This is a genomic window from Streptomyces sp. SudanB5_2050, assembly GCF_964272335.1.
GTDB classification, from domain to species: domain Bacteria; phylum Actinomycetota; class Actinomycetes; order Streptomycetales; family Streptomycetaceae; genus Streptomyces; species Streptomyces rochei.
Map to the genome: position 1 here is coordinate 6,052,272 of NZ_OZ186760.1, position 26,680 is coordinate 6,078,951.

Here is a 26,680-nt window from a genome sequence, read left to right on the forward strand (position 1 = left end):
CGCCCGCGCGCCGGGATCCCGGCGCGCTCGTGGGCGAGGTGTCTCCTCGGCGGTGGCTGCGGCCGGACGCGGAGCCGACGGCATGAACGTAATTACTTTGTACGAGACGTATCGTCTCGCGTACGCTGCTCGCATGACCAGTCCCGCTCACATCGCCATGTTCTCCATCGCCGCGCACGGCCACGTGAACCCCAGCCTGGAGGTGATCCGCGAGCTGGTCGCGCGAGGCCACCGGGTGACGTACGCGATCCCGCCCGCCTTCGCGGAGAAGGTCGCCGAGACGGGCGCCGAACCCAAGCAGTGGACCAGCACGCTGCCCGGCCCCGAAGCCGACCCGGAGGCGTGGGGGACCACGCTGCTGGACAACGTCGAGCCGTTCCTCGACGACGCGATCCAGGCGCTCCCGCAGCTCGTCGAGGCGTACGAGGGGGACGAGCCGGATCTGATCCTGCACGACATCGCCTCCTACCCGGCCCGGGTCCTCGGCCACCGCTGGGGCGTACCCGTCGTCTCCCTCTCACCGTGCATGGTCGCCTGGGAGGGGTACGAGAAGGAGGTCGGCGAGCCGATGTGGGAGGAGCCGCTGAAGACCGAGCGCGGCCGGGCCTACTACGCCCGCTTCCACGCCTGGCTGGAGGAGAACGGGATCACGATGCACCCCGACCCGTTCGCCGGCCGTCCGGCCCGCTCCCTGGTGCTGATCCCGAAGGCGCTCCAGCCCCACGCCGACCGGGTGGACGAGACGGTGTACACCTTCGTCGGCGCCTGCCAGGGCGACCGCACCGCCGAGGGGGAGTGGCGGCGTCCCGAGGGCGCCGAGAAGGTCGTCCTGGTCTCCCTCGGGTCGGCCTTCACCAAGCAGCCCGCCTTCTACCGGGAGTGCGTCGAGGCGTTCGCCGGCCTGCCCGGCTGGCACCTGGTGCTCCAGATCGGCAGGCACGTCGACCCCGCCGAGCTGGGCGACGTACCGGGGAACGTGGAAGTGCGGTCGTGGGTGCCGCAGTTGGCGGTCCTCCAGCAGGCCGACCTGTTCGTCACCCACGCGGGCGCCGGCGGCAGCCAGGAGGGCCTGGCCACCGCCACGCCGATGATCGCCGTACCGCAGGCCGCCGACCAGTTCGTCAACGCGGACATGCTCGAAGGGCTCGGCGTGGCCCGGCGGCTCCCCACCGAGGAGGCCACCGCCGAGGCGCTGCGCACCGCCGCCCTCGCCCTGGTCGACGATCCCGAGGTGGCGGGGCGCCTAGAGGAGATCCGGGCCCGGATGGCGCGGGAGGGCGGCACCCGGCGCGCCGCCGACCTGATCGAGGCCGAGCTGGCGGCGGCGAGAGCCTGACCGAACCGGAGGGAAGAGCCCGGGAGTATCCCCGGGAGAACGCCGGGACGCCCGTCGGTTCGGGGAACCGACGGGCGTCCCGGCGTTGCCGCGGACCGGCGGGAAGCGGCTCAGACCCCGACCCGCTGGCCCCGCCCGCCGCGCTCGTCCGGGGCGTTCACCTCGGCGATCGCCTCGGGTGCCTCGTCGTGGGTGAGGTCCGGCAGCCGGTGCATCCACTTCGGCAGGTACCAGTTGCGCTCGCCCAGCAGGGACATCACGGCGGGCAGCAGCACCCCCCGGATGATCGTCGCGTCGATCAGCACCGCCGCCGCCAGGCCCACGCCCATCTGCTTCATGGACTGCATCGACAGCGTGCCGAAGATGGCGAACACGGCGACCATGATGACGGCGGCACTGGTGACGACCCCGGCCGTGGTGACCACGCCGTGCCGGATCGCGTCCTCGGTGTTCCGCCCCCGCAGCCGCGCCTCCCGGATCCGCGAGACCACGAAGACGTGGTAGTCCATCGACAGGCCGAAGAGGATCACGAAGAGGAACAGCGGCAGCCAGGTGATGATGGCGCCCACACCCTCCGCGCCCACCAGCGAGGCACCCCAGCCGTGCTGGAACACGGCGACCAGGATGCCGTACGCCGCGCCCACCGACAGCAGGTTCAGCACGATCGACGTGAGGGCGACGGTCAGTGACCGGAACGAGAGCAGCATCAGCACGAAGGCGAAGATCACCACGAACACGAAGACCGGGAGCACCGATCCCACCAGCTGGTCGTTGAAGTCCTTCGACCCGGCGACCTGACCGGTGATCGGCGCCTCGACCCCCTCCACCCCGCCGAGGGTGGCCGGCCGTACCTCGTCGCGCAGCGTCTCCAGGCTCCGGCCCGCCTCGTCCAGATCGGAGCCGCCCACCAGCGGGACGTACACCAGGGCGACGTTCCGCTCGTCGTGGACCGTGATCTCGACCGGCCCGCGCGAGGCGCCCGAACTGACCGCCCGCTCGCGGAAGTCGGCCAGCGCGGCCCGCACCTCGGGCGCGTTGATGTCGTCCGCCTTCACGACCACCTCGGCCGGGTCGGACCCGCCCGGGAAGGCCGCGTTGACCCGGTTGTACGTCTGCACGATGGGCAGCGAGTCACCGAACTCCTGGTCCAGCGTGAGGTTCTGCGTCTTCATGCCGAGGGCGGGTGCGGCGACGGCCAGCAGCGCGCCGGTCGCCACGGCGGCGGCCAGCAGCGGCTTGGCGAGCACGCGGTCCAGGACGGCCGTCCAGAAGCGGCTGTTCTGGGAGCCTCCGTTGCCGCGACGCCGGCGCAGGAAGGGCACGCGGCCCTTCTCCACCCGCTCGCCCAGCAGCGACAGCAGCGCGGGCAGCACCGTCACCGAGCCGACCATGGCGACCGCGACCACCATCAGCGAGGCCAGGCCCATCGCCTCGAACTCGGCGATGCCGGTGAACAGCATGCCCGCCATCGCCACGCAGACCGTGACACCGGAGACGACGATCGCCCGGCCGCTGGTGGCGGCGGCGATGCTCAGCGCGGTCCGGGCATCCCGTCCGGCGGCGCGCTCCTCGCGCTCGCGGCGCAGGTAGAACAGGCAGTAGTCGACGCCGACGGCCAGACCGACCAGCAGCATCACGGAGTTGGCGGTCTCGCTCATCGGCTGGAAGTGGCTGACCAGGGCCATCAGACCCATGGTCGCGATGATCGCGGTGATCGCCAGCGCCACCGGGACCAGCGCCGCCACCAGCGCGCCGAAGGCGACCAGCAGGATGCCGAGGGCCACCGGGACCGCCGAGTACTCGGCCTTCTTGAAGTCGTCGCCGAACGCGTCGTCGAACGTCTTCATCATGCTGGCGCCGCCGATCTCCTCGATCCGCAGCGTCTCGTGCTCCTCCTGGACGCCCTCGACGGCCTCCAGCACCGGCTCGACCCGCTCGCCCGCGGTGTCCGACTCGCCGCGCATGTCGAACTGGACCAGCGCGCTGCGCCCGTCCTCGGAGATGGTCTTCGTGTCGTACGGCGAGGCCACGCCCGTGACCTCACCGGTCTTCTCGACCGCCGCCATCACCGCGGTGACCGCCGCGCGGAACTCGGCGTCCGTCGCCCTGGTCGTGCCGTCCTTCGCCTGGATCAGGACGGTCTCACCGGCCGGCTCCTCGATCCCCGCGTCCTCGATGATCTTCGCGGCGGTGTGCGTCTCGCCCCCCAGCTGGTCGCTGTCCTTGACGTCGACCCGCCCGGCCGCCGAGCCGAGCCCCATCGCCAGGACGACGAACAGCACCCAGATGCCGACGGCAGCCCATCGGTGCCGGGCGCTCCAGCCACCGGCCCGGGCGGCCAGACCCCGCACCCGTATGTCCCCATTCCCCATGACGGGCTTGCCCCCTCGTGAGCGGTGGCGGCCCCCTGCCGCCACCTTCCGCTTCGAAGGTATGGGCCGGATAAGGCCGTCACGTCGTGCTCACCGGTGACCTCGCCGGGCGCCGGCTCATCCCTCCGTATCGCCGGTCTCACCGCTGAGAAGGACCCGGTCCCTTACACCTATCGGGGCCCCGCCCCGGAGGAGGCGGCTCCGGTCCGGCGGCGGACACGCCCCTTCCGCAACGTTGTTGAATAAGTCACAGGTGTGTGTAGTGGTTGAACCCCGCGCACCCATCGGCGAGAGTGGCGCGCACGTCCGCCCACGTGCGGGCCCGGCCGTCGTGCCCGCCCCCACGGGGCACGACGGCCGTTCTATGGTGTGCGGCATGACGACGACGTACGCGGCGCTGCTGCGCGGGATCAACGTGGGCGGCGCGCGGAAGCTCCCGATGGCCGAACTGCGCGCACTCCTGGAGGAACTCGGTCACGGCGCCGTACGCACCCATCTGCAGAGCGGGCAGGCCGTGTTCACGTCCGGCCACGGTGACGAGGACGCGCTGGCCGCCGAGTTGACGCGGGCGATCGAGAAGCGCTTCGGCTTCGGCGTCGACGTCATCGTCCGCGACCACGCCTACCTCGCGGCGGTCGCCGAGGCGTGCCCCTTCCCGGCCGACGGGTTGGAGCCCAAGCAGCTCCACGTCACGTACTTCTCCGGGCCGGTCGACGAGGAGCGCTTCGCGGGCATCGACCGGTCGGCCTTCCGGCCCGAGGACTTCCGCCTCGGCGACCGCGCCCTGTACCTGTACACGCCCGACGGACTCGGCCGGTCCAGGCTCGCCGAGGCTCTGGCCAAGCCGCGCGTGACCAAGGGCCTGATCGCCACCACCCGCAACTGGAACACCGTCACCAAGCTGGTGGAGCTGACCGGCGCCTGAGCCGGGCGGGCGCTCAGGCGCCCACCGCCGCCAGCACCGGTACCCGGGCCGCGTCGTAGCGCTCCAGCAGCACCCGCGCCACCTCGGGCGAGGGGCCGAGGACGTCCGCCAGCACGTCCGCCTCGGCCGCGCCGCGTGCGATGCGGTCCGGGAGGAAGCCGGGGGCCAGGACGTACGGGGCGACGGCCACCCGCGCGCAGCCCAGGGCGCGCAGTTCCCGCACCGCGTCCTCGGTGCGGGGAAGGGATGCGGAGGCGAACGCAGGCCGCACGGCGCACCAACCGGTGTGCCGCCACTCCCGCGCGATTTCAGCGATCACTGCGATCGCCTCCGGGTCCGAGGACCCCGCCGAGGCCAGCACGACCCCGGTCGAGGACTTGTCGGCGGGCGTGAGGCCCGCCTCGTACAGGCGCCGTTCCAGCGCCGACAGGAGCAGGGGGGAGGGGCCGAGCACCTCCGCCTGACGGATCCGCAGCCGCGGCGGGGCGTCCGCGAGGACCGCCGGGATGTCCGACTTGGCGTGGAAGGCGCGGGTCAGCAGCAGGGGCAGGGCGACGACGTCCCGCACCCCCTCCGTCTCCAGGGACTCCAGCACGCCCTGCACCGAGGGCACGTTGAAGTCCAGGAAGCCCGTCTCCACCCGCACGTCCGGGCGCAGCGACCTGACCCGGCGCACCAGGGCGTGCACGGTCGCGGCGTGCCGCGGGTCGCGGCTGCCGTGGGCGATGACCAGGAGGACCGGCGTGGACATGGTGCCGTCAGCTCCTCACCAGCAGGCCGCGGCTGCGCAGCACCCACCGCTCCAGCGGGCTGAAGATCAGCAGGTCGATGGCGATGCCGACGATCAGGATCAGCAGGATGGCCTCGAAGACCATGGCCATGTCGCTGGCGTTGCGGCCGTTCTCCAGGAGCTGGCCGAGGCCGACGCCGAGGTCGGGGAAGGAGGCGATGATCTCGGCGGCCATCAGGGAGCGCCAGGAGAAGGCCCAGCCCTGCTTGAGGCCGGCGACATAGCCGGGGAGCGCGGCCGGCAGGACGATGTGCCAGGTGCCCTTCAGACCGGTCGCGCCGAGGGTGCGGCCGGCGCGGAGGAAGAGCGGGGAGACCTGGTCGACACCGGACACCAGGCCGTTGGCGATGGAGGGCACCGCGCCCAGCAGGATGACGGCGTACATCATCGAGTTGTTCAGGCCCAGCCAGATCACGGCCGGCGGCACCCAGGCCACCGACGGCAGCGACTGGAGGCCGGACAGGATCGGGCCGATCGCCGCGCGCACGAACTTCACGCGGGCAACGAGCAGCCCCAGCGGCGTGCCGATCAGCAGCGCCAGCAGGAAGCCGGACAGACCGCGCGAGACGCTGGTCCAGATGTAGCCGAGGAGTTCGCCCTGGAGCCACGCCTGGTGGACCACGTGCCACACGTCGGACGGGGCGGGCAGCTTGGTCGGGTCGTCGACGATCTCGAAGGAGACCAGGCCCTGCCAGACCGCCAGCACCAGGAGCACGGCGACGGCCGGGGGCAGGATCTTCTCCACGAAGGTCTGCCGGAAGGGCGTGCGGCCCTGCTGCACCGTCTCCAGTGCGTCCAGGCCCGCCTCCAGACCGGCGAGATCGCCGCCCTCCTTGGCGGGGCGGGTCGTGTCAGTGCTGGCCATGGCGGCGGATCTCCCCACGCAGTTCTTCGGTGATCTCGACGGACAGTTCCGCGACCTCGGCGTCCTCGATGCGGCGCGGCTGCGGGATGCCGACCGTCCATTCCCGCGCCACGCGCCCCGGACGCGACGACAGCAGCACCACGCGCTCGGCGAGGCGGACGGCCTCGCGGACGTTGTGGGTGACGAAGAGGACGGACAGCCGCGTCTCGCGCCAGATCCGGGTCAGTTCGTCGTGCAGGACGTCACGGGTGATGGCGTCCAGGGCCGCGAAGGGCTCGTCCATCAGCAGGAGCTTGCTCTCCTGGGCCAGGGCCCTGGCCATCGCGACCCGCTGGCGCATGCCGCCGGACAGCTCGTGCACCCGCTTGCCGTGCGCGCCCTTCAGCCGCACGAGTTCGAGCAGCTCCTCCGCCTTGTCGCGGCGCTCCGACTTGGGCACACCGCGCAGCTTCAGGGCCAGTTCGATGTTCTTGCCCGCGGTCAGCCACGGGAAGAGGGCGTGCTCCTGGAACATCAGGGCCGGCCGCCCGTCCGTGGTGATCGCGCCGGCGCTGGGCCTGTCCAGGCCGGCCACCAGGTTCAGCAGCGTGGACTTGCCGCAGCCGGAGGCCCCCAGGAGGGTGACGAACTCGCCGGGCGCGACATCGAGGGAGATGTCGTCCAGCACGAGCTGCTGCCCGGTGGGGCCCGGATACGACTTGGAGACGTGCTCGATCCGGGCGGCGTGCGTGGCCGTCGCGGTGCCCTCGTCGGCCTTGGCGAGGGTCGTGGTCGTGGCCATGGTCGTCACCTCCTGGGAGTGGTCGGGTTCCGGGCTTACTGGACGCCGAGACCGGCGTCGTCGACCGCGGGCTCGCCCTTGGCCGCGAGGACCTTGTTGAGCAGCGTGAGGTCGTAGATGCCCTCGAGGTCGGGCTGCTCCAGCAGGCCCGCCTTGACGGCGTGGTCGGCCTGGGCGTCGAGGGTCGCGGCCAGCGGGTCGTCGGTGAGCCGGATCGACTTCCACGCCGGGTCCAGGACGTCGGCGGGCAGGGCCTTGCCGGTGTCCTTCTCGAGCTGCTTGTTGGCGGCGGCCTTGGCCTCGTCGGGGTTGGCCTCGATCCACTCGTTGGTGTCGACCGACGCCTTGAGCACCGCCTCCACCGCCTTCGGGTGCTCCTCGAGGAACTTCTGCGACACGATGATGTTCGTGATCACGAACTTCTCGTCCGGCCACAGCGTCGACTCGTCCAGCAGCACCTTGCCGCCCTGGGCGACCAGCTTCGACGCGGTGGGCTCCGGCACCCAGGCGCCGTCGACCGAACCGGACTTGAAGGCGTCCGGGGTCACCTTGTTGTCACTGCGGACGACCGTCACGTCGCCCTTGCCGCTCTGCGCGTCGACCTTCCAGCCCTGTTCGGCGATCCAGTTGAGGAAGGCGACGTCCTGCGTGTTGCCGAGCTGCGGGGTCGCGATGCGCTTGCCCTTGACGTCCTTCAGCGACTTGATCCTGTCGGGGTTCACCACCAGCCGCACCCCGCCGGAGGCCGAGCCGCCGACGATCCGCAGGTTCTTGCCGTCCGACTTGGCGTAGCCGTTGATCGCCGGGGACGGGCCGATCCAGCCGATGTCGATCGAGCCGGAGTTCAGCGCCTCGATCTCGGAGGGGCCCGCGTTGAAGACCGCGTACTTGGCCTCGGTCGCGCCCAGCGCCTTCTGGAAGAAGCCCTTCTCGTTGCCGACCAGGGCCGTGGCGTGGGTGACGTTGCCGAAGTAGCCGATCCGGACGGAGTCGAGACCGTCGATCTTCTCGGCCCCGGCGGCGATCTCCGCGCCCCCGTCGTCCTTGGCCTGGGAGCCGTACCCGCAGCCGGCGAGGGCCAGCAGCGGGAGGGCGGCGAGGGCCGCCAGGGTGCGGCGCAGGGGCTTGGTGGCAGGCACGGGAGGTGTTCCTCTCGTTGGCCCGGCGATCACGTTCCGTCAGGTCGTGGCCGGGAGTTCGGCGGGTGTGCGTCTACGGCGGTGGGGGTGAGGGGCGCCCGAGCGGTGCGCGTACGTCACCGCCCACATCGCCCCACGCCGCCCTGCCCGCTCCCGAGGGCGCCGCTGCCGACGCGACCGCCCTCCTTCGCGAAGGTGGACCAGAAATCGGGGGAGGCCATGACTAGAAGTCCCACCCGCCGTCGTCCGTCTCGTCCTTGACCGGCTCGGGCGCGGCGAAGGACTCGCCGACCATGCCCGCGGTGAGCGTGGTGCCGTCGCTCGGGTCGATCAGGATGAAGGAACCGGTGCGGCGGGAGTCGGCGTAGGAGTCCGCGGGCAGCGGCTCGGCGGTGCGGATCTTCACCCGGCCGATGTCGTTGGCGACGAGCTGCCCGGGGTGCGGGTGCAGCGACAGGTCGTCCAGCGTGAGCCGGGCCGGGATGTCCTTGACGATCGCCTTCACCGTGCGGGTGCCGTGCTTGATGAGGACGCGGTGGCCCACGGTCAGCGGCGCGTCGGCGACGTGGCAGACCGTCGCCTCCAGGTCCTGGGTGGTCTCCGGCGCGTCCTTGCTGGGCACGATCAGGTCGCCGCGGGAGACGTCGATGTCGTCCTCCAGCAGCAGCGTCACCGACTGCGGTGTCCAGGCCGCCTCGGCCGGCTCGCCCAGCACGTCGATCCCGGACACCTTCGAGGTGCGGCCCGACGGCAGGACGGTGACCTCGTCGCCGACGCGGAAGGTGCCGGCCGCGATCTGGCCCGCGTAGCCGCGGTAGTCGGGGTGCTCGGCGGTCCGCGGCCGGATCACGTACTGCACGGGCAGCCGGGCGTGGCAGTGCGCCAGGTCGTGGCTGACCGGCACCGTCTCCAGGTGCTCCAGCACGGTCGGCCCGCCGTACCAGTCCATGACCGCCGACGGCTCCACCACGTTGTCCCCGGCGAGCGCCGAGATCGGGATGGCGGTGACCTCCGGGACGCCCAGCTCGGTCGCGTACGCCGTGAACTCCTCGGCTATCGCGGCGAACACGGACTCCCGGTAGTCCACGAGGTCCATCTTGTTGACGGCGAGGACGACGTGCGGCACCCGCAGCAGGGCGGCGATCGCGGCGTGCCGGCGGGTCTGCTCGACGACGCCGTTGCGGGCGTCGACCAGGATCACCGTCAGCTCGGCCGTCGAGGCGCCGGTGACCATGTTCCGGGTGTACTGCACGTGCCCGGGGGTGTCGGCCAGGATGAACCGGCGGCGCGGGGTGGCGAAGTAGCGGTAGGCCACGTCGATGGTGATGCCCTGCTCGCGCTCGGCCCTGAGGCCGTCGGTGAGCAGCGCGAGGTCCGGGGCATCCTGGCCGCGGCTCGCGGAGGCGCGCTCCACGGCCTCCAGCTGGTCGACGAGGACCGACTTGGAGTCGTGCAGGAGGCGGCCGACCAGGGTGGACTTGCCGTCGTCGACGGACCCGGCGGTGGCGAACCGCAGCAGGGTGGTCTCCGACAGCTGCTCGACCGACAGCGGCTCGGTGGGTTCGGTGGTGCTGGTCATGGCTAGAAGTACCCCTCGCGCTTGCGGTCTTCCATCGCGGCCTCGGACATCTTGTCGTCGGCACGCGTGGCGCCGCGCTCGGTGAGCCGGGAGGCGGCGATCTCGGCGATCACCTTCTCGATGCTGTCGGCGTCGGAGTCGACGGCGCCGGTGCAGGACATGTCACCGACGGTGCGGTAGCGGACCTGCCGCTTCTCGACCGTCTCGCCGTCCTTCGGGCCGCCCCACTCGCCGGCGGTCAGCCACATGCCGGACCGGGAGAAGACCTCGCGCTCGTGGGCGTAGTAGATCGCCGGCAGTTCGATGCCCTCGCGGGCGATGTACTGCCACACGTCCAGCTCGGTCCAGTTGGAGAGCGGGAAGACGCGGACGTGCTCGCCGGGGGCGTGCCGGCCGTTGTACAGGTTCCACAGCTCGGGGCGCTGGCGGCGCGGGTCCCACTGGGAGAACTCGTCGCGCAGCGAGAACACCCGCTCCTTGGCCCGGGCCTTCTCCTCGTCGCGGCGCCCGCCGCCGAAGACGGCGTCGAACCTCTCCGCCTGGATCTTCTCGGTCAGCGGCAGGGTCTGCAGCGGGTTGCGGGTGCCGTCCGGGCGCTCCTTGAGCACGCCCCGGTCGATGTAGTCCTGCACGGAGGCCACGTGCAGACGCAGCCCGTGCCGGTCCACCGTGCGGTCGCGGTACTCCAGGACCTCGGGGAAGTTGTGCCCGGTGTCCACGTGCAGCAGCGAGAACGGGACCGGCGCGGGCGCGAACGCCTTCAGCGCCAGGTGCAGCATGACGATGGAGTCCTTGCCGCCGGAGAAGAGGATCACCGGCCGCTCGAACTCGCCCGCCACCTCGCGGAAGATGTGCACCGCCTCGGACTCGAGGGCGTCGAGGTGGGAGAGGGCGTACGGGCCGGCCGTGCCCTCCCGCACCGCAGCGACGGTCGTCGTCATGCCAGTCCCCTTTCGGTGAGCAGGGCGTGGACCGCCGCGGCGGACTCCTGAACGGTCTGGTCCTGCGACTCGATGCGCAGGTCGGGCTTGAGGGGCTCCTCGTACGGGTCGTCCACACCGGTGAGACCGGAGATCTCGCCCGCGGCCTGCTTGGCGTACAGGCCCTTCACGTCGCGCTCCGAGCACACCTCGACCGGAGTGGCCACGTGCACCTCGACGTACGCCGTGCCGTTCGCCTCGTGCCGCTCGCGCACCGCGTCCCGGCTGTCCGCGTACGGGGCGATCACCGGGACCAGCGCCGTGACGCCGTTGCGGGCGAGCAGTTCGGCGACGAACCCGATGCGCTGCACGTTGGTGTGCCGGTCCGCGCGGCTGAAGCCGAGGCCCGCCGAGAGGAACTCGCGGATCTCGTCGCCGTCGAGCAGCTCGACGCGCCGGCCCTCCTCGCGCAGCCGTCCGGCCAGTTCGCGGGCGATGGTGGTCTTGCCGGCACTGGGCAGACCCGTGAGCCAGACGGTGGCTCCGGTCGTCACGTGGTTCTCCCTGGATCTCGATGGTCCGGTGATCGTCGGTCCGGTGGTGGTCGTCATGTCAGCCGTGCAGTCCGCACTCGGTCTTGGAGCGGCCCGCCCAGCGTCCGGCGCGGGCGTCCTCGCCCTCCAGCACACGACGGGTGCAGGGCGCGCAGCCCACGGAGGCATAGCCGTCCATCAGCAGCGGATTGGTGAGGACGCCGTGCTCGGTGACGTACGTTTGCACATCTTCCTGTGACCACTTCGCGATGGGCGAGATCTTCACCTTGCCCCGCTTCTCGTCCCAGCCGACGACCGGCGTGTTCGCCCGGGTCTCGGACTCGTCGCGGCGCAGCCCGGTCGCCCAGGCCAGGTAGCCCTTCAGGCCCTCCTCCAGCGGCCTGACCTTGCGCAGCGCGCAGCACAGGTCCGGGTCGCGGTCGTGCAGCTTCGGGCCGTACTCGGCGTCCTGCTCGGCGACCGTCTGCCGGGGGGTGAGCGTGATGACGTTCACGTCCATCACGGCCTCCACGGCGTCCCGGGTGCCGATGGTCTCCGGGAAGTGGTAGCCGGTGTCGAGGAACACCACGTCCACGCCGGGCAGGGCCCGGGAGGCGAGGTGGGCGACGACCGCGTCCTCCATCGAGGAGGTCACGCAGAAGCGGCTGCCGAAGGTGTCCGCCGCCCACTGGAGGATCTCCAGCGCGGAGGCGTCCTCCAGCTCACGGCCGGCCCGCTCGGCGAGCGCCTTGAGGTCGTCGGTCGTCCGCTCTTCCTGAAGTGCCGTCATTTCGGTTCCCCTCCAGTGGAGTTGGGCTGAAGCCCCCGGGCGAGGAGCCCGAGGAACTTCAACTGGAATGCGCGGTTGCACGCCCCGCATTCCCAGGCGCCGTGGCCCTGCTCGCCCGGACGCAGGTCCTCGTCGCCGCAGTAGGGGCAGTAGAAGGGCGCGGCGCGCTCGCTCACGACAGGGCCTCCTCGGAGGCGCGGGCCGCCCAGGTGGCGAAGCGCTCGCCGTCCTCGCGCTCGGCCTGGTAGCGCTTGAGGACCCGCTCCACGTAGTCGGGCAGCTCCTCGGCCGTGACCTTCAGGCCGCGCACCTTGCGGCCGAAGCCCGGCTCCAGGCCGAGCGCGCCGCCCAGGTGCACCTGGTAGCCCTCGACCTGCTCGCCCCGGGCGTCGAGGACCAGCTGGCCCTTGAGGCCGATGTCCGCGGTCTGGATGCGGGCGCAGGCGTTGGGGCAGCCGTTGAGGTTGATGGTGAGCGGCTCGTCGAACTCGGGGAGCCGCCGCTCCAGCTCGTCGATGAGCGAGGCACCGCGCGCCTTGGTCTCGACGATGGCCAGCTTGCAGAACTCGATGCCGGTGCAGGCCATGGTGCCGCGCCGGAAAGTGGACGGCCGGGCGGTGAGGTCCAGGGCCTCCAGCGACTCGACGAGGGAGTCGACCCGGTCCTGCTCGACGTCGAGGATGATCATCTTCTGCTCGACGGTGGTGCGGACCCGGCCCGATCCGTGCGCCTCCGCCAGGTCGGCGACCTTGGTCAGGGTGGTGCCGTCGACGCGGCCGACGCGCGGGGCGAAGCCGACGTAGTAGCGGCCGTCCTTCTGCCGGTGCACACCGATGTGGTCGCGCCAGCGGCTGGTCGGGTCGGCGGGCGCCGGGCCGTCGGTCAGCTTCCGCTTCAGGTACTCGTCCTCCAGCACCTGGCGGAACTTCTCCGCGCCCCAGTCGGCGACCAGGAACTTCAGGCGGGCGCGGTTGCGCAGCCGCCGGTAGCCGTAGTCGCGGAAGATCGAGATGACGCCCTCGTAGACGTCGGGCACGTCGTCGATCGGCACCCAGGCGCCGAGGCGCACGCCCAGCTTCGGGTTGGTGGACAGGCCGCCGCCGACCCACAGGTCGAAGCCCGGACCGTGCTCGGGGTGCTCGACGCCGACGAACGCCACGTCGTTGATCTCGTGCACCACGTCCAGCACCGGCGACCCGGAGATCGCGGTCTTGAACTTGCGGGGGAGGTTCGAGTACGCGGGGTTGTTCAGGACCCGGCGCTTCATCTCCTCCAGGGCCGGCGTGCCGTCGATGATCTCGTCCTCGGCGATACCGGCGACCGGGGAGCCGATCATCACGCGGGGCGTGTCGCCGCAGGCGGTGACCGTGGACAGGCCGACGCCCTCCAGGCGCTGCCAGATCTCGGGCACGTCCTCGATGCGGATCCAGTGGTACTGGACGTTCTGCCGGTCGGTGATGTCGGCCGTGCCGCGCGCGAACTCCTGCGAGATCTCACCGATGACGCGCAGCTGCGCGGTGGTCAGCGCGCCGCCGTCGATGCGGACGCGCAGCATGAAGTAGCTGTCGTCCAGCTCCTCCGGCTCCAGGACCGCCGTCTTTCCGCCGTCGATGCCCTGCTTGCGCTGGGTGTACAGACCCCACCAGCGCATCCGTCCGCGCAGGTCGCTGGGGTCGATGGAGTCGAAACCGCGCTTGGAGTAGATCGTCTCAATACGTGTCCGCACATTGAGACCGTCGTCGTCCTTCTTGACCTGCTCGTTGCCGTTGAGCGGAGTGAAGTGACCGGCCGCCCACTGACCCTCGCCGCGGTGACGGCTCACCTTGCGGCGGGGGGTCGCGGCAGCGGGATTCGGCGGCGTGGCGGCCATGGTTGACACGTCCTTCGGGACAGCGGTGGAGGGGGCCGGCGCGTGGCGCCGACCGTGCGGGGCAGTGGTCGGGTGCCGGATGGGCGGCTCTGACCTGCGCATACGGGCACACGGACAGGGTGCGCGTCATTGCGCGGGCAGGGGCGAAGACAGGGAATCCGGTAGTGCTGGAGGGTGCTCTCAGCGGCCCGGACAGATGGCGCTGGACATGCGGCCGAGGTCGACGTGCCGCCGACTCACCAAGGCAATTCCAGTTCCAGGCATGACGGAAGATTGGCACGGCGATCTGGACACAGTCCAGCAATGTCCAAAATGCAGACACCCTTGTCTCGCACAACGAGACAAGGGTGTCGTGGGTCACATGCGGGGCCGCGAGCCCCGGCCGGGCGGCCGGTCAGGCGGGGAACGCGCCGGGCCAGGGTCCCGGGGTGGCCACCTCCGGCTCCTCCTCGACCTTGGTGTCGAAGAGGCGGAAGCCGCGCCGCTGGTAGTTGTCCATCGCGAACTCGCCGTCCTTGCTGCACGTGTGCAGCCACACCCGCTTGGTCGTGGCCAGCCCCGGCCAGCGCTCCGCCAGGTCCCAGGCGCGGGCGGTGCCGTACGAGAGCAGGTGGCCGCCGATGCGCCGGCCCCGGAAGGCCGGGAGCAGGCCGAAGTACTCGATCTCCACGACCCCGTCGTCCCCGGGCGTCAGCTCCACGTACCCGGCGGGCGTGCCGCGGTCGTAGGCGACCCAGGTCTCCACGCCCGGCCGCTCCAGGTGCTCCCGCCACCGCGCGTGGGTCCAGCCGAGCCGGTCGGTCCAGCGGATGTCCCCGCCGACCGAGGCGTACAGGAAGCGGCTGAACTCGGGGGAGGGCACCTCGGAGCGGACGATGCGGACGTCCCCGTCCGGGGCGGCGGCCGGCAGCAGGTCGGTCGGCGCCGTCTGCTCCAGGGACCAGGTGGTCACGGCGATGTTGGTCATGCCGGTCAGGGAATCATCAGCCCCGCGGATCTGTCGATCCCCGTCCGGCCGCACCGCCCGGCGGGCTCAGTCCAGGGCGTCCTCGATGGACCGGAGCGGCAGGGCGAACAGCATCCGGCCCGACTGGGACCAGACCTCGCCGGTCCCGGCCCAGTACGACAGGGACCCCACCGGCCCGCTCCAGCAGCGCTGCGAACGGTCCGCCCCGCACTCCGTGGCGCGGGAGCCCTCGGTGTCCTGGCGCCACAGGGTGCCGCGTCCGTCCTCCCCGCCGGCCGCGCGGCCCAGGTACCACTCGGCGGACGCCGCCCCGGCGGGGTGGTGCGACAGCACGCCGCCCACCTCGGTCGCACCGGTCCGGTACGCCTCGACGGCGTCGACGTGTCCGGCCGGGTCGACGGCCGGGAGCCCGGAGCGCGCCGGATCGGTGCTGAGGGAGTAGCGCCACAGCCGGGTGGGGCGGTCGCTGTCCGCGGGCACCCGCTCGCTCGCCACCAGGCTGGCGGGGACCGTCCCCCGGTCCAGCGAGAGCGCGCCGGGGCGCGCGGCGCCGGAGGAGTCGGAGAGCCGGTACGAGGCGACGGCGGGCAGCACGTACCGGTGACCGGCCGCCGCCCAGCCGCCGGGGACCCGGCCGACGGCGTGCGCGTCGGTGGTGGCGCGCTGGATCCGGTCCACGTCGTACACGAAGAGCGCGTCCCGGCCGCCCGTGCCGGCGGTGACCAGCAGCTTGTCCTGGTACCAGACCATGCCCGACACGGGGGAGGCGAGCCCCCGGTAGTCGTGGCCGCCGTCGACCGGGACGGCGAGCAGCGCCGAGGTGTAGGGGAGCCGGCCGGGGTCGTCGGCGTCGACGAAGGAGACGCGGGCCAGGCCGCCCTCGGGCGTGCCGTCGTCGCGGGACCAGGCGGACAGGACGACGCGGTGGGCACCCCAGCGGCCGTCGTCGTCGGCGTCCCCGGAGGTGGTGACCGCGCCGGGGCGCCAGCCCTCGGTGTCGTCCGCCTCCCAGCAGTAGGCGCGGGTGGCCGCGGGCGAGACGGGCAGCGCCTCCCGCTCCTCGGCCGTGCAGTCGGCGGCGTCCCGCAGGGTGTGGTCGGCGGAGTCGAGGACGGCGCCGACGCCCACCGGGTCGCCCATCGCGGCGGAGAGCCGGTCGAGCCAGGGGCGCGGTACGTGATGCTCCGTCAACCGCAGGTCGTCGGTGGCGGCGACGGAGGTCAGGGGCTTCAGCTCGCCCGGGTCGTCGGCCATCGTGGCCTGCGAGGCGCTGATCATCGTGGCGGCGCCCGTGAGTGCGAGGGCCGCGCCGGTCAGGGCGGCGCGCAGCGCCCTGCCCCGCCTGCGTCGGCGGTGTCTGCCGCGATGCTTCATGAAACCTCCACAGGCACCGGACCAACTGCGCTCTTCGGCGGCCGCGTTGACCGAGGGGCAGTGGGGGCGGTCCGTAGAGGATGCTACGACAGACGGACGGCCCGGCGGACGCGGACGCTGCAAATATGCGAGGAATATGCGAGAAGACCCTGCCGGCCCCCTTCGCGTCCCGCCGCCCGCGGGCACCCCTGCGCGGCACCGGTACGGCCCCGCTCATGGCACCGGTGCGGCCCCCGTTCACGGCGCCGATACGGCCCCCTTCACGGCACCGGTACGACCCCCCGCCGTTCCGCCACCGCCGGAGCCGTCGAGTGCGGCAGCAGGTCACGGGGGTCGGGCGGCAGGGCCACCTCGATCTCCACGTCGTCGCAGAAACGATACGGCCGGTGCTCCAGGTACGCCCCGAGGTACTTCCTGACCCGCGACATCTCCGCCCGCACCGTCACCGTGCGGGCCGGGTCGCCGAACATGTCCTCGGCCAGCCCCGCGGCACTGCGCCCGGAGCGGTGGACGGCCAGCAGGTACAGCAGTTCGGCGTGGCGGGGACTCAGCTCCCGCTCCCAGTCCTCCGCACCGCCCAGCACCCGCACCCACCAGCGGCGCGGCTGCCCCAGGTCCAGCACGATCCGCGCGCCCCCCTGCGGCACCGGCTCCCGGGCGGCCCGCACCAGCCACCCCTCGCCCAGCGGTTCGACCGTCGCCGCCCCGAAGCCCGGCAGCCACCGCGGCCCGGACGCCGGGGACTTGGGCAGCACCACCCGGTCCAGGGGCGGCATCCCCGTCACCGCCGCCGTCCAGCCGTCCCGGTCGGTCACCAGCGCCCGCCCGTCCAACCGGGCCAGCACCGGCGCGGCCACCGTGCGCAGCCGCTCCAGCGACCGCACGTGCATCTCCCGCAGCCGGGCCTCGGCGAGCTTGGCCACCGAGTCGACCCAGGCGAGCGTCGCCGGGTGCATGGTCTCCAACGGCCCGCTCACGTCGACCACGCCGAGCAGCCGGCCGCTGCGCGGGTCGGTGATCGGCGCCCCGGCGCAGGTCCAGGTCGCCTGGGAACGCACGAAGTGCTCGGCGGCGAAGACCTGGACGGGCCGCCGGGTGACCGCCGGGGTGCCCACGCCGTTGGTGCCCACGACCTCCTCCCGCCAGTCCGCCCCGAGTTCGAAACCGAGACCGTCGGCCCGGCGCAGCACCCGCGCGCTGCCCTCCCGCCACAGCACCCGCCCCTCGTCGTCGGCGACGACCATGATGTGCTGGGCGACGTCCGCGACCGACAGCAGTCCCTCGCGCAGCACCGGCAGCACGTGCCGCAGCGGCGAGGCGTCCCGGCGCCGCCGCACCTCCTCCGGGGACAGCAGCCCGGCGCGGAAGTCGTGCTCCGGATCGACCCCGCTGCGCAGCATCCGGTCCCAGGACTCCTCGATCACCGGACGCGGCGCCACCGGGGCCCGCCCGCCGGAGAGTCTCGCGGAGCGGACCTCGTTCAGCACGCGCGCCGCCCGCGTCGTGTCGACGGCGGCGAACTGCGTCACGTCCATCGGCGAGAGCGCCACTGGTTCCCGTCCTCCCGGAAGTCGGATGTTCGTCTCATAGTGACCGCTTCCCCGGGGCCGAAGGGCACAGTCCGCACACAGCCGGAAGCAAGTTGCAACCCCTTGCAACCCTGGTGGACCGGAGTCGCGGGTGTCCAAACTTGAACCACGTCGCCCCGAGCGGCGTACTCGGCCTGAACGGGCCTGTGTGGCGGGGGTGGTGCCGTGTCGGCGCAGCACCACCCCCGCACCACCGAAGCCTCAGGCCACCGGCCGCGCCCGCTCCACCACCGACGCCAGATCCAGCGTCGGCGGCAGCGTGCCGAAGGCCGCGCCCCCGTCGCCGCCCAGCCGCCCCGCGCAGAACGCGTCGGCGACCTCCGGCGGCGCGTACCGCACCAGCAGCGAGCCCTGGAGCACCAGCGCCAGCCGCTCCACCAGCCGCCGCGCCCGGCCCTCGGCGGCCCCGAGGTCGGCCAGCTCCGTCAGCAGCCCCCGGATCGCCCCGTCCAGACGGTGGTCGGCGCCACGGGCCGCGCCCACCTCCGTCAGGTACGCGTCCAGCGCCGCCGGCTCCCGCCCCAGCGCCCGCAGCACGTCCAGCGCCTGCACGTTGCCGGCGCCCTCCCAGATCGAGTTCAGCGGCGACTCGCGCACCAGCCGGGGCATCCCGGACTCCTCGACGTACCCGTTGCCGCCCAGGCACTCGGCGGCCTCCACCGCCACCGGGGCGCACCGCTTGGTCACCCAGTACTTCGCCGCCGGCACCGCCAGCCGCAGCAGCGCCCGCTCCCGCTCGTCGCCGCCCTCCGCCGCGTCGTAGGCCGCCGCCAGCCGCAGCCCGAGCGCGGTGGCCGCCTCCGACTCGATCGCGAGGTCCGCGAGCACGTTGCGCATCAGCGGCTGGTCGGCCAGCTTCGCGCCGAACGCCTCCCGGTACGCGCAGTGGTGCACCGCCTGCGCCACCGCCTGCCGCATCAGCCCCGCCGACCCCAGGACACAGTCCAGCCGGGTCGCCGCCACCATGCCGATGACGGTCCGCACCCCGCGGCCCTCCTCGCCGACCCGGCGCGCCCAGGTCCCGGCGAACTCGACCTCGGCCGAGGCGTTGGACCGGTTGCCCAGCTTGTCCTTGAGCCGCTGGAGCAGGAACACGTTGCGGGTGCCGTCCTCCAGCACGCGCGGCACCAGGAAGCAGGTCAGCCCGCCCGGCGCCTGCGCCAGCACCAGGAACGCGTCCGACATCGGCGCCGAGCAGAACCACTTGTGCCCGGTCAGCTCGTAGGTGCCGTCCTCGGCCAGCGGACGCGCCGAGGTGGTGTTGGCCCGGACGTCGCTGCCGCCCTGCTTCTCCGTCATGCCCATCCCGAAGAGCGCCCCGGCCTTCAGACGGGCCGGCCGCAGCTCCCGGTCGTAGACCCGCGAGGTCAGCCGGGGCTCCCACTCGGCGGCCAGGGCCGGATCGGTGCGCAGGGCCGGGACCGCCGCGTGGGTCATCGACAGCGGGCAGCAGTTGCCCGCCTCGACCTGCGTCCACAGGACGAATCCGGCCGCGCGCCGCACATGCCCGCCCGGCCGGGACCAGGCGGCCGTCAGGCCCGCCGCCACGCCCTTGCCCAGCAGCCGGTGCCAGGCCGGGTGGAAGTCCACCTCGTCGATCCGGTGGCCGTACCGGTCGTGCGTGCGCAGCACCGGGGGGTTCGCGTTCGCCTGCGCGCCCCACTCCTGGGTCTGGAGCGAACCGCAGCCGCGTCCCAGGCCCGACAGCTCCGCGAACGCCTCCTCGCGCAGCTGAGGGGCCAGGTGCCGCCCGACCGCGTCCGTCAGGGCCCGGTCGGCGGTGAAGACGTCGTGGCCGACCAGCGGCGGCGCCTGATTCGTGACGGTGTGGGTACTGCCTGCCATGACCGTGAACCTACCGTGCCGCCGACCCCCACGGAGCCCTCACCGGCGGGAGGCGGTCCGCGGATGAGTGCGACCCCCGGCGGCGGATACCTTTAGGGCGTGCAGCCAGCAAGTGAATCCCCCGAACGGCCCTCCGGCCGGCTCCATCGCGCCCGGGTCCTGTACCGGAACGTCTCCAAACGCAGGACCGCCTGGCTGCTCCTGAAGGACACCGTCAACTCGTGCATGGAGTACCGCATCCTCGGCCTGGCGGCCGAGGCGGCGTTCTTCACCCTGCTGTCGGTGCCGCCCCTGCTGCTGAGCCTCCTCGGGCTGCTCGGCTACGTCGACCTGTGGATCGGCGCCGACACCACCGAGAGCCTGCGCACCAACATCCTGGACGCCTCCCGCGCGGTGCTCTCGGAGCGGGGCGTCGAACAGATCACCGAGCCGATCCTGGACGACGTGATGAAGGGCGGCCGGCCCGACGTCATCTCCATCGGCTTCCTGTTCGCCCTGTGGTCGGGCTCCCGCGCGGTGAACGTCTTCATCGACACGATCACCGTGATGTACGGCCTCGACGGCGTCCGCGGCATCGTCAAGACGCGGCTGATGGCCTTCCTGCTCTTCCTCGTCGCCCTGCTGATCGGGTCGGTCGCGCTGCCGCTCATGGTGGCCGGCCCGGACGCCGTGGTGCGCATCGTGCCGTGGTCGACGACGGTCGTCCAGGTCCTGTACTGGCCGGTCGTCATCATCCTGTCCGTCGCCTTCCTGACCACGCTCTACCACGTGTCCGTGCCGGTGCGCTCCCCGTGGATCGAGGACGTGCCCGGCGCGCTGGTCGCCCTCGCCATGTGGGTGCTCGGCAGCTTCCTGCTGCGCATCTACCTCACCAACACCGTCGAGGGCCCCACGATCTACGGCTCCCTCGCCGCGCCCGTGGCCGTGCTGCTGTGGATCGGCGTGTCCGCTTTCGCGGTGCTCGTCGGGGCGGCGGTCAACGCGGCCATCGACCGGGTCTGGCCGGCCGCCGCCACCGCCGCCGCCCGCGAGGCCAACGAGCGGCTGCGTCAGGCCCAGGTCGCCGAGTACGTGGCCCGCACCGCCGCGAACGGCGGATCGGACCCCGACATGCCCTCCGAGTTCCCGGAACGCTGGTCCCGCTTCCTGCCCCCGGAGGACGTCACCTCCCGTCTGCGCGCCCAGGTGAAGAACACGCCGCCCGCGAACCACGACAAGCCGGAGGCGTCGTAGCGGGGTCCTACGCCTCGCCACCGGGCCCCACACCCCGGCCGCGGGGTCCTACGCCTCGCCGCCGGCCCCCGGGCCCCACACCCCGGCCGCCGCCCCTTCGCGCACGAACCGGCCGAAGTCCCTCGGCTCACGGCCCAGCACCTCCCGGACACCGTCCGACAGCCGGGCGTTGCGGCCGTCGAGCAGGGTGCCGAACAGCTCCACGAGGAACGCGGCCTCCTGCTCCGGCACCCCGAACCCGGCCAGGTTCGCCCCGTACTCCCGCGGCGGCACGTACCGGTACGTCAACGCACGGCCCGTCGCCTTCGCGATCTCGGCGACCGCCTCCCCGAAGGTCAGCAGCCGCGGCCCCGACACCTCCAGGACCCGCCCGGCGTACCGGTCGCCGGAGGCCAGCGCCGCCACCACCACGTCCGCGACGTCCCGCACGTCCACGAACGGCTCCCCGACCTCCCCGGCCGGGAACTCCAGCGCGCCCCGCTGCCGCAGCTCCCGGGCCAGCGGGCCCTCGCTGAAGTTCTGGGCGAACCACGCGGCCCGCACCACCGTCCACCCCGCGCCCGCCCCGGCCAGCGCCTCCTCGGTCGGCCGCGCCAGGTCCTCGCCCCGCGCCGACAGCAGCGCCAGCCGCCGCACGCCGAGCCGGGCCGCCTCCCGCGCCAGCGCCCCGACAGCCTCCGCGGCCTCCGGGTCCCCGACGTCGGTGGGGTAGGCGAGGTAGGCCGCGTCCGCGCCGCGCAGGACGTCCGCCCACGTCGCCCGGGAGCGCCAGTCGAAGCCGGTCGCGCGGGACGCCGCCCGCACCTTCGCCCCGGCCGCCCGCGCCGCCTCGGCGACCCGCCGCCCGGTACGGCCGGTGGCGCCCGTGACCACGATCGTCATGTCCCTGTGTGCGTGCGTCTGCGTCATGCCGCCAGCCAACCGCCGGGCGCCCGGAGTGCCCATCGTCGAAGGGATCAGGGGCATACGCGCGCGTCCACGCGGTGGCTAGGCTGGGGCGCCATGGACGCACTGGCCGGTCTGCTGGAAGGGCCCCGCGCCCGCGGGGCGTTCATGATCCGCGCCTGTTTCGACCCGCCGTGGGCCGTCCGCGTCGAGGACCGGGCGCCGCTGACGGTGATGCTGATGGTGCGGGGAGACGCGTGGGTGGTCCCGGACACGGGGGAGCGGCTGCGCCTGCGCGCCGGCGACCTCGCGATCGCCCGCGGTCCCGACCCGTACACCTGCGCCGACGACCCCGGCACCGAGCCCCGGGCGGTGATCCTGCCGGGCGGCGAGTGCGGCTACCCCGACGGACGCCCCCTCAACGGCTCGATGGACCTCGGCGTCCGCACCTGGGGCGACCGGCCCGACGGCGCGGCGGTGCTCCTCATCGGCACCTATCTGGTGCGCGGGGAGATCGGCGGGCGGCTCCTCGACGCGCTGCCCCCGCTGCTCTCGCTCACCTCGGAGCAGTGGGACTGCCCGCTCACGCCCCTGCTCATGGCCGAGGTCACGCGCGACGAACCGGGCCAGGAGGTCGTCCTGGACCGGCTCCTGGACCTCCTGGTCATCGCCGCGCTGCGGTCCTGGTTCGCCGGGCCGAGCGCCGAGCCGCCCGCCTGGTACCGGGCGCTCGGGGACCCGGTCGCCGGCCGGGCACTGCGCCTGCTCCAGGCCGACCCCGCGCACCCCTGGACGGTGGCCTCCCTCGCCGCCGGGGCCGGGGTCTCCCGCGCCGCGCTCGCCCGGCGCTTCACCGAGCTGGTGGGCGAGCCCCCGATGGCCTACCTCACCGGCTGGCGCCTGGCCCTCGCCGCCGACCGGCTGCGCGACACCGACGACACGCTCGGCGCCATCGCCCGCCAGGTCGGCTACGGCAGCGCGTTCGCCCTGTCGACGGCCTTCAAGCGGGTGTACGGCGTCAGCCCGCAGGAGTACCGCGCGCCGACGGCGTAACCTGGCCGGCGTGTACGCGGAACGGGCGTCCCGGCTCACCGGCGCGGTGGTGTGGACCCACACCCCGACCGTGCCCGGCAGCGGGCGGGTCCTGCCCGACGGCTGCATGGACCTGCTCTGGCACGAAGGCCGGCTGCTGGTCGCCGGCCCCGACACCCGCGCCCACCTCACCGCGGGCTCCTCCGGCGCCTGGGCCGGCGTGCGCTTCCCGCCGGGCACCGCGCCCGCCCTCCTCGGCGTCCCCGCCCGCGAACTGCGCGACCGCCGCGTCGGTCTCGACGACCTCTGGCCGGCCGCCCGCGTCAGGCGGCTGACCGCCCGGGTGAACGCCGCCCCCGACCCGGCGACCGGCCTGGAGGAGGCCGCGATGTCCCGGGCGGCCGACACCGAACCCCCGGACCCCTTGCTGGGCCGCCTGGTGGCCGCCCTCGACGCGGGCCGCCCGGTCGCCGCCACCGCCGACGAACTGGGACTGAGCGCACGCCAGTTGCACCGCCGCGCGCTCACCGCGTTCGGCTACGGCCCCAAGACCCTGGCGCGCGTCCTGCGGTTGCAGCGCGCCCTCGCCCTCGCCCGCGCCGGCACGTCCCTCGCCGAGACCGCCGTCCGGTCCGGCTACGCCGACCAGGCACACCTGGCACGGGACGTCCGGGAGTTGGCCGGGGTGCCGCCCGGCGAGCTACTCGCCCGGCACGGCTAGCGGCGCGAAGAGGTCGACGCCGTGGCCGTCGGGATCGTTGACGACGGCGTACCGCTGGCCCCAGGGGGCGTCCCAGGGCTTGCGCTCGCCGTGGCAGCCGGCGCCGGTCAACTCCTCGTAGAAGGCGTCCACCTCGGCGGGCGTGTCGCACAGCAGGGCGAGCGAGTGCCGCCCGCCGCCCGCCGGCGGCTCCCATCCCGGGGTGAAGGAGCGGACGGACTCCTCGGTGTCGAGCATCAGCCGGATGCCGCCCGGCAGATCGGCCTCGGCGTGCGGCTGCCGCTCGGCGCCCTCGGGGAAGGCGAAACCGAGCCGTCGGTAGAAGGTCACGGAGGCGGCCATGTCGGAGACGACGAGGCCGATGGCGTCGAATCGTGCGGTCATGGAGCCACCGTAGGCGGGGCGGCCGGGAGCCGTCTTGAAGGAATCGGACACCGCGTCCGGCTCAGCCCTGCGCGGGCATCGCGCCGCTCCGGGCCGCCTTCCGTCGGCGTGCGCTCAGGCGGGAGCCGGACTCGCGGCGGGCGGCGCGGCGCAGCAGGGGGATTGCGAGGAGGAAGCCGAGGACGGCCCACGCGGTCAGGACCAGGGCGACCATGGGCAGTTCCCAGGAGCCGGCCGGTTCGGCGGCCCGCGCCGCGTCCGGGAGCAGCGCCGAACGCAGCCCCTGCGCCATCCACTTGAGCGGGAAGACGGAGGCCACCTGCTGGACCGGCACGGGCAGCGTGGTGATCGGGAACACCGTCCCGGACATGATCAGCAGCGCCATCACGGGCAGCATGATCAGCGCCAGTGCCTCGCGCGGGTTGGGCAGCACCGCGCCGATGGCCGCGCCCAGCGGCACGACGGCGAGCAATCCGAGTGCGGTGACCCACAGCAGCGTCAGCCAGCCGGCCACCCCGCGCGGCACGGGCCCGTCCACCAGGACGGCCCCCGCCAGCAGGAGCAGCGCCAGCGTGCCGACCGCCGTGGCGAGCACCAGCACGCACTTGGCGATGAGGTAGGCCGGAATCCCTCCCGGTGTGGCGCGCAGCCGCAGCAGGGCGCCTTCCTCCCGCTCGGTCACCAGGATCTGCGGGAGGTTGACCAGCCCGACCTGGAACAGCAGGTAGGCCGCGAAGCCGGCCAGCGTCAGGTGGGCCATCGGGGTCCCGGTGCCGGGCACGTCCTCACTGATGAAGGCGGCCACGGCCACCGCGACGGCCACGTTGGTCAGGTGGCCGGACAGCTCCTTCGGGTTGCGCAGGAGCTGGCGCAGTTCGATCCGGCCCCGCTGGAGACCGGCGCGCCGGTAGCGCGTCATGCGGGTTCCCTTCATGCGGCCCGTGCCTCCTCGTCCTCGGCCTGGTCCGTTCCGTCGGCCGCCCGTTTCACCATGTGCAGATAGGTGTCCTCCAGGGTCGGGCGGCGGACCTCCAGGCCGGCGATCGGGCCGTCGGCGTCCCGGTGGAGTTCCCAGACGAGTTGTGAGGGGTCCGCGGTGTGTTCGCGGCGGGGCGTCCCGTCGTCGGCCGTCCAACGGACCTCGGCCTGTGCGGCGGCCCGGCGGGCCAGCTCGGCGGGGGTGCCCAGCGCGCGGATGCGGCCGCCGACCAGCATGGCGATCCGGTCGGCCAGCCGTTCGGCCTCGGCGAGGTCATGGGTGGTGAGCAGGACGGTGACGCCCTCCTCGCGGGCCAGCCGCTCCACCAGCAGGTGGAACTCGTGCCTGGCCTCGGGGTCGAAGCCGGTGGTCGGCTCGTCGAGGAAGAGGAGTTCGGGGCGGCCGACGATGCCGAGGGCCACGTCCAGCCGCCGTCGCTGGCCGCCGGACAGCCGGTTCACCTGCCGGCCGGCCTGGCCGGTGAGCCCCACCAGGGCCAGCAGCTCGGCCGGATCGCGCGGGTCGGGGTAGTACGTCGCGAAGTGCGCGAGCAGTTCGGCGACCCGCCAGCGGGGGTGGTCCCGCCAGGACTGCAGGACCAGCCCGAGCCGGCCCCGCCAGGCGTCGTCGCCGCGCTCCGGGTCGGCGCCGAGGACCCGGACGTCTCCGGCCGAGCGCCGCCGGAAGCCCTCCAGGATCTCCACGGTGGTGGTCTTCCCGGCGCCGTTCGGACCGAGCAGGGCGAAGACCTCGCCGCGGTGGATGTCCAGGTCGACGCCGCGCAGTACGTCGACGTCGCCGTAGGCCATGGTCACGTCCCGGGCCTCGACGACGACGTCGTGGGCGGGGACCGGTCGCCGCGTCATCGGGCGGCCTTCGTGGGGAGCGGCCGGTCCGCCGGGGCGGGGGCGGCGGGGCCCCCGGCGCCGTCGACGATCGCCCGGAGCGCCGCCACGTGTCCCTCGAAGGCGGCGCGCCCGCGGTCCGTGAGCCTCACCCGGGTGCGCCGCTTGCGGCCGCCGCCCTCCTTGCGCAGTTCCAGGTACCCGGCCTCCTCCAGGGTGTGGAGCTGTTTGGAGAGCGCGGAGTCGCTGAGCGAGAGGCTGTCGCGGACGAAGGCGAAGTCCGCCCATTCGGTGGCGGCGAGCAGGGCGACCACGGACAGCCGGGTCGCGGGGTGGATCAGCTCGTCGAATCCGGCGGGAGTGCTCACCGGCCCGCCCCCTCGCCGGCCGAAGACCCGCCCCGGCCGCGCAGCGAGCCGGTCGACCACCGGGTCATCGGCCCGACGAACAGGACGAACACCGCCGCGGAGACGGTGGCCTGGATCAGCGCGCCCGTCACCGGCGCCAGCGGCTCGACCAGGCGGCCGGACAGCAGGATCGTCCCCCCGGTCACCACCGCCCCGGCGACGAAGCCCGCGAACATCCGCCAGTCGCAGCGGGAGCGGTGCAGCCGCACCTGGCTCCTGCGGTGGTACGCCCGGGCCAGCGCGCCCAGCACCAGCAGGTACCCGGCGAGGGCCAGCCAGACCCCCCACGTGGGCGGCTCCAGTCCCAGGCCGGCCAGGAAGACCCACATGAGCGCCGCCGTCGCCCAGGTCGCGCCGGGACCGCCGGACGCCGCCCGCTCGACCTCGTCGTACACCCTCTCCTGCGGCACCCGGATGCGCTGCAGGTCCCTCCATGCCTGTTCGGCATCGACCGGTGTGCTCACGGTCACCGCCTCCCCGTGCGTGTCCCCATCACAACTTTCCTGCCGGGAAAGTTAT

At 73.2% G+C, this 26,680-nt stretch carries 27 protein-coding genes; 5 read left to right on the top strand and 22 right to left on the bottom strand.

The features are described 5' to 3' along the window. Window positions 1–82: 82 nt before the first annotated feature. Entirely contained in the window at window positions 83–1,336 is a 1,254-nt protein-coding gene (locus ACFZP7_RS26940) for a glycosyltransferase (RefSeq protein WP_385636259.1), read from the top strand. A 110-nt stretch (window positions 1,337–1,446) separates the two neighbouring features. Here ACFZP7_RS26940 and ACFZP7_RS26945 read toward each other — a convergent pair whose 3' ends face one another. Beyond that, window positions 1,447–3,708, bottom strand: coding sequence for an MMPL family transporter (locus tag ACFZP7_RS26945; protein ID WP_385636262.1), 2,262 nt, complete (start codon window positions 3,706–3,708; stop codon window positions 1,447–1,449). Between the two features lie 376 nt (window positions 3,709–4,084). Between ACFZP7_RS26945 and ACFZP7_RS26950 the strand changes: the two genes are divergently transcribed. Further along, entirely contained in the window at window positions 4,085–4,633 is a 549-nt protein-coding gene (locus ACFZP7_RS26950) for a DUF1697 domain-containing protein (protein ID WP_385636264.1), read from the top strand. A 13-nt stretch (window positions 4,634–4,646) separates the two neighbouring features. Here ACFZP7_RS26950 and ACFZP7_RS26955 read toward each other — a convergent pair whose 3' ends face one another. The 15 genes from ACFZP7_RS26955 to ACFZP7_RS27025 form a co-directional block, all read right to left on the bottom strand. After that, complete coding sequence (locus ACFZP7_RS26955) at window positions 4,647–5,384, bottom strand: sirohydrochlorin chelatase (protein WP_192340393.1); 738 nt, start codon at window positions 5,382–5,384, stop codon at window positions 4,647–4,649. Window positions 5,385–5,391: 7 nt separating this feature from the next. Further along, on the bottom strand, window positions 5,392–6,288 hold the full coding sequence (locus ACFZP7_RS26960; RefSeq protein WP_019326033.1) for an ABC transporter permease: 897 nt from the start codon (window positions 6,286–6,288) through the stop codon (window positions 5,392–5,394). Further along, complete coding sequence (locus ACFZP7_RS26965) at window positions 6,275–7,069, bottom strand: ABC transporter ATP-binding protein (RefSeq protein ID WP_019326034.1); 795 nt, start codon at window positions 7,067–7,069, stop codon at window positions 6,275–6,277. The genes ACFZP7_RS26960 and ACFZP7_RS26965 overlap by 14 nt, the downstream gene beginning before the upstream one ends. A gap of 35 nt (window positions 7,070–7,104) precedes the next feature. Next, window positions 7,105–8,208, bottom strand: a complete 1,104-nt coding sequence (locus tag ACFZP7_RS26970; protein ID WP_199577672.1) for an aliphatic sulfonate ABC transporter substrate-binding protein — start codon at window positions 8,206–8,208, stop codon at window positions 7,105–7,107. 223 nt (window positions 8,209–8,431) lie between these two features. Next, a complete protein-coding gene (locus ACFZP7_RS26975; RefSeq protein WP_019326036.1) occupies window positions 8,432–9,787 on the bottom strand; it encodes a sulfate adenylyltransferase subunit 1 in 1,356 nt (451 codons plus the stop codon). Between the two features lie 2 nt (window positions 9,788–9,789). Continuing rightward, window positions 9,790–10,728 (bottom strand): sulfate adenylyltransferase subunit CysD, encoded by a 939-nt coding sequence (cysD, locus tag ACFZP7_RS26980; protein WP_019326037.1) that lies wholly within the window; start codon window positions 10,726–10,728, stop codon window positions 9,790–9,792. Beyond that, window positions 10,725–11,318: an adenylyl-sulfate kinase gene (cysC, locus tag ACFZP7_RS26985; protein WP_185930723.1), complete on the bottom strand. Its 594-nt coding sequence runs from the start codon at window positions 11,316–11,318 to the stop codon at window positions 10,725–10,727. Before cysC ends, cysD begins: the two co-directional genes overlap by 4 nt. Window position 11,319: 1 nt before the next feature. Next, entirely contained in the window at window positions 11,320–12,030 is a 711-nt protein-coding gene (locus ACFZP7_RS26990; RefSeq protein ID WP_031021260.1) for a phosphoadenylyl-sulfate reductase, read from the bottom strand. Then, the gene (locus ACFZP7_RS26995; RefSeq protein ID WP_019326040.1) at window positions 12,027–12,206 is read right to left on the bottom strand and encodes a hypothetical protein; all 180 of its coding nucleotides are present in this window, start codon (window positions 12,204–12,206) and stop codon (window positions 12,027–12,029) included. The genes ACFZP7_RS26990 and ACFZP7_RS26995 overlap by 4 nt, the downstream gene beginning before the upstream one ends. Continuing rightward, complete coding sequence (sirA, locus tag ACFZP7_RS27000) at window positions 12,203–13,900, bottom strand: sulfite reductase SirA (protein WP_109204242.1); 1,698 nt, start codon at window positions 13,898–13,900, stop codon at window positions 12,203–12,205. Before sirA ends, ACFZP7_RS26995 begins: the two co-directional genes overlap by 4 nt. A gap of 180 nt (window positions 13,901–14,080) precedes the next feature. After that, entirely contained in the window at window positions 14,081–14,164 is an 84-nt protein-coding gene (locus ACFZP7_RS27005) for a putative leader peptide (RefSeq protein WP_309475039.1), read from the bottom strand. Window positions 14,165–14,294: 130 nt separating this feature from the next. After that, window positions 14,295–14,867 carry a GNAT family N-acetyltransferase gene (locus ACFZP7_RS27010; RefSeq protein WP_125772740.1) on the bottom strand — a complete coding sequence of 191 codons (573 nt, stop codon included), beginning with the start codon at window positions 14,865–14,867 and terminating at the stop codon, window positions 14,295–14,297. Between the two features lie 66 nt (window positions 14,868–14,933). Beyond that, complete coding sequence (locus ACFZP7_RS27015) at window positions 14,934–16,241, bottom strand: hypothetical protein (protein ID WP_223780666.1); 1,308 nt, start codon at window positions 16,239–16,241, stop codon at window positions 14,934–14,936. A gap of 260 nt (window positions 16,242–16,501) precedes the next feature. Continuing rightward, on the bottom strand, window positions 16,502–17,791 hold the full coding sequence (locus ACFZP7_RS27020) for a GAF domain-containing protein (protein ID WP_385636269.1): 1,290 nt from the start codon (window positions 17,789–17,791) through the stop codon (window positions 16,502–16,504). A 240-nt stretch (window positions 17,792–18,031) separates the two neighbouring features. Beyond that, window positions 18,032–19,675: an acyl-CoA dehydrogenase family protein gene (locus tag ACFZP7_RS27025; RefSeq protein WP_193515496.1), complete on the bottom strand. Its 1,644-nt coding sequence runs from the start codon at window positions 19,673–19,675 to the stop codon at window positions 18,032–18,034. Window positions 19,676–19,774: 99 nt separating this feature from the next. On the opposite strand from ACFZP7_RS27025, the gene ACFZP7_RS27030 reads away from it, so the two are divergent. Beyond that, entirely contained in the window at window positions 19,775–20,908 is a 1,134-nt protein-coding gene (locus tag ACFZP7_RS27030; RefSeq protein ID WP_046248721.1) for a YihY/virulence factor BrkB family protein, read from the top strand. A gap of 48 nt (window positions 20,909–20,956) precedes the next feature. Here the strand turns inward: ACFZP7_RS27030 and ACFZP7_RS27035 are convergent, their stop codons facing one another. After that, entirely contained in the window at window positions 20,957–21,817 is an 861-nt protein-coding gene (locus ACFZP7_RS27035) for an NmrA family transcriptional regulator (RefSeq protein WP_385636272.1), read from the bottom strand. Between the two features lie 93 nt (window positions 21,818–21,910). Between ACFZP7_RS27035 and ACFZP7_RS27040 the strand changes: the two genes are divergently transcribed. Continuing rightward, the gene (locus tag ACFZP7_RS27040; protein WP_193515493.1) at window positions 21,911–22,846 is read left to right on the top strand and encodes an AraC family transcriptional regulator; all 936 of its coding nucleotides are present in this window, start codon (window positions 21,911–21,913) and stop codon (window positions 22,844–22,846) included. A 10-nt stretch (window positions 22,847–22,856) separates the two neighbouring features. Next, the gene (locus ACFZP7_RS27045) at window positions 22,857–23,546 is read left to right on the top strand and encodes a helix-turn-helix domain-containing protein (protein ID WP_385636273.1); all 690 of its coding nucleotides are present in this window, start codon (window positions 22,857–22,859) and stop codon (window positions 23,544–23,546) included. On the opposite strand, the gene ACFZP7_RS27050 is transcribed toward ACFZP7_RS27045, so the two are convergent. From ACFZP7_RS27050 to ACFZP7_RS27070, 5 genes are all read right to left on the bottom strand, one after another. Continuing rightward, window positions 23,526–23,930: a VOC family protein gene (locus ACFZP7_RS27050; RefSeq protein ID WP_062134159.1), complete on the bottom strand. Its 405-nt coding sequence runs from the start codon at window positions 23,928–23,930 to the stop codon at window positions 23,526–23,528. The genes ACFZP7_RS27045 and ACFZP7_RS27050 overlap by 21 nt on opposite strands. A gap of 61 nt (window positions 23,931–23,991) precedes the next feature. Beyond that, entirely contained in the window at window positions 23,992–24,864 is an 873-nt protein-coding gene (locus ACFZP7_RS27055) for an ABC transporter permease (RefSeq protein ID WP_385636275.1), read from the bottom strand. Then, the gene (locus ACFZP7_RS27060) at window positions 24,861–25,775 is read right to left on the bottom strand and encodes an ABC transporter ATP-binding protein (protein WP_127441422.1); all 915 of its coding nucleotides are present in this window, start codon (window positions 25,773–25,775) and stop codon (window positions 24,861–24,863) included. The genes ACFZP7_RS27055 and ACFZP7_RS27060 overlap by 4 nt, the downstream gene beginning before the upstream one ends. After that, a complete protein-coding gene (locus ACFZP7_RS27065; RefSeq protein ID WP_030977568.1) occupies window positions 25,772–26,122 on the bottom strand; it encodes a transcriptional regulator in 351 nt (116 codons plus the stop codon). The genes ACFZP7_RS27060 and ACFZP7_RS27065 overlap by 4 nt, the downstream gene beginning before the upstream one ends. Beyond that, complete coding sequence (locus ACFZP7_RS27070; protein WP_385636277.1) at window positions 26,119–26,631, bottom strand: hypothetical protein; 513 nt, start codon at window positions 26,629–26,631, stop codon at window positions 26,119–26,121. Before ACFZP7_RS27070 ends, ACFZP7_RS27065 begins: the two co-directional genes overlap by 4 nt. Between the last annotated feature and the right edge of the window lie 49 nt (window positions 26,632–26,680).

Coding starts and splice junctions, on each gene's coding strand:
- cysD (WP_019326037.1), bottom strand. CDS start 10,728: ATGACGACGACCGTCGCTGCGGTGCGGGAGGGCACGGCCGGCCCGTAC.
- ACFZP7_RS27060 (WP_127441422.1), bottom strand. CDS start 25,775: ATGACGCGGCGACCGGTCCCCGCCCACGACGTCGTCGTCGAGGCCCGG.
- ACFZP7_RS27015 (WP_223780666.1), bottom strand. CDS start 16,241: ATGAAGCATCGCGGCAGACACCGCCGACGCAGGCGGGGCAGGGCGCTG.
- ACFZP7_RS27010 (WP_125772740.1), bottom strand. CDS start 14,867: ATGACCAACATCGCCGTGACCACCTGGTCCCTGGAGCAGACGGCGCCG.
- ACFZP7_RS26975 (WP_019326036.1), bottom strand. CDS start 9,787: ATGACCAGCACCACCGAACCCACCGAGCCGCTGTCGGTCGAGCAGCTG.
- ACFZP7_RS26940 (WP_385636259.1), top strand. CDS start 83: ATGAACGTAATTACTTTGTACGAGACGTATCGTCTCGCGTACGCTGCT.
- ACFZP7_RS26945 (WP_385636262.1), bottom strand. CDS start 3,708: ATGGGGAATGGGGACATACGGGTGCGGGGTCTGGCCGCCCGGGCCGGT.
- ACFZP7_RS26990 (WP_031021260.1), bottom strand. CDS start 12,030: ATGACGGCACTTCAGGAAGAGCGGACGACCGACGACCTCAAGGCGCTC.
- sirA (WP_109204242.1), bottom strand. CDS start 13,900: ATGGCCGCCACGCCGCCGAATCCCGCTGCCGCGACCCCCCGCCGCAAG.
- ACFZP7_RS27025 (WP_193515496.1), bottom strand. CDS start 19,675: ATGGCAGGCAGTACCCACACCGTCACGAATCAGGCGCCGCCGCTGGTC.
- ACFZP7_RS27040 (WP_193515493.1), top strand. CDS start 21,911: ATGGACGCACTGGCCGGTCTGCTGGAAGGGCCCCGCGCCCGCGGGGCG.
- ACFZP7_RS27050 (WP_062134159.1), bottom strand. CDS start 23,930: ATGACCGCACGATTCGACGCCATCGGCCTCGTCGTCTCCGACATGGCC.
- cysC (WP_185930723.1), bottom strand. CDS start 11,318: ATGACGACCACCACCGGACCGACGATCACCGGACCATCGAGATCCAGG.
- ACFZP7_RS27005 (WP_309475039.1), bottom strand. CDS start 14,164: ATGCCTGGAACTGGAATTGCCTTGGTGAGTCGGCGGCACGTCGACCTC.
- ACFZP7_RS26950 (WP_385636264.1), top strand. CDS start 4,085: ATGACGACGACGTACGCGGCGCTGCTGCGCGGGATCAACGTGGGCGGC.
- ACFZP7_RS26960 (WP_019326033.1), bottom strand. CDS start 6,288: ATGGCCAGCACTGACACGACCCGCCCCGCCAAGGAGGGCGGCGATCTC.
- ACFZP7_RS27035 (WP_385636272.1), bottom strand. CDS start 21,817: ATGACGCAGACGCACGCACACAGGGACATGACGATCGTGGTCACGGGC.
- ACFZP7_RS26955 (WP_192340393.1), bottom strand. CDS start 5,384: ATGTCCACGCCGGTCCTCCTGGTCATCGCCCACGGCAGCCGCGACCCG.
- ACFZP7_RS27055 (WP_385636275.1), bottom strand. CDS start 24,864: ATGAAGGGAACCCGCATGACGCGCTACCGGCGCGCCGGTCTCCAGCGG.
- ACFZP7_RS26965 (WP_019326034.1), bottom strand. CDS start 7,069: ATGGCCACGACCACGACCCTCGCCAAGGCCGACGAGGGCACCGCGACG.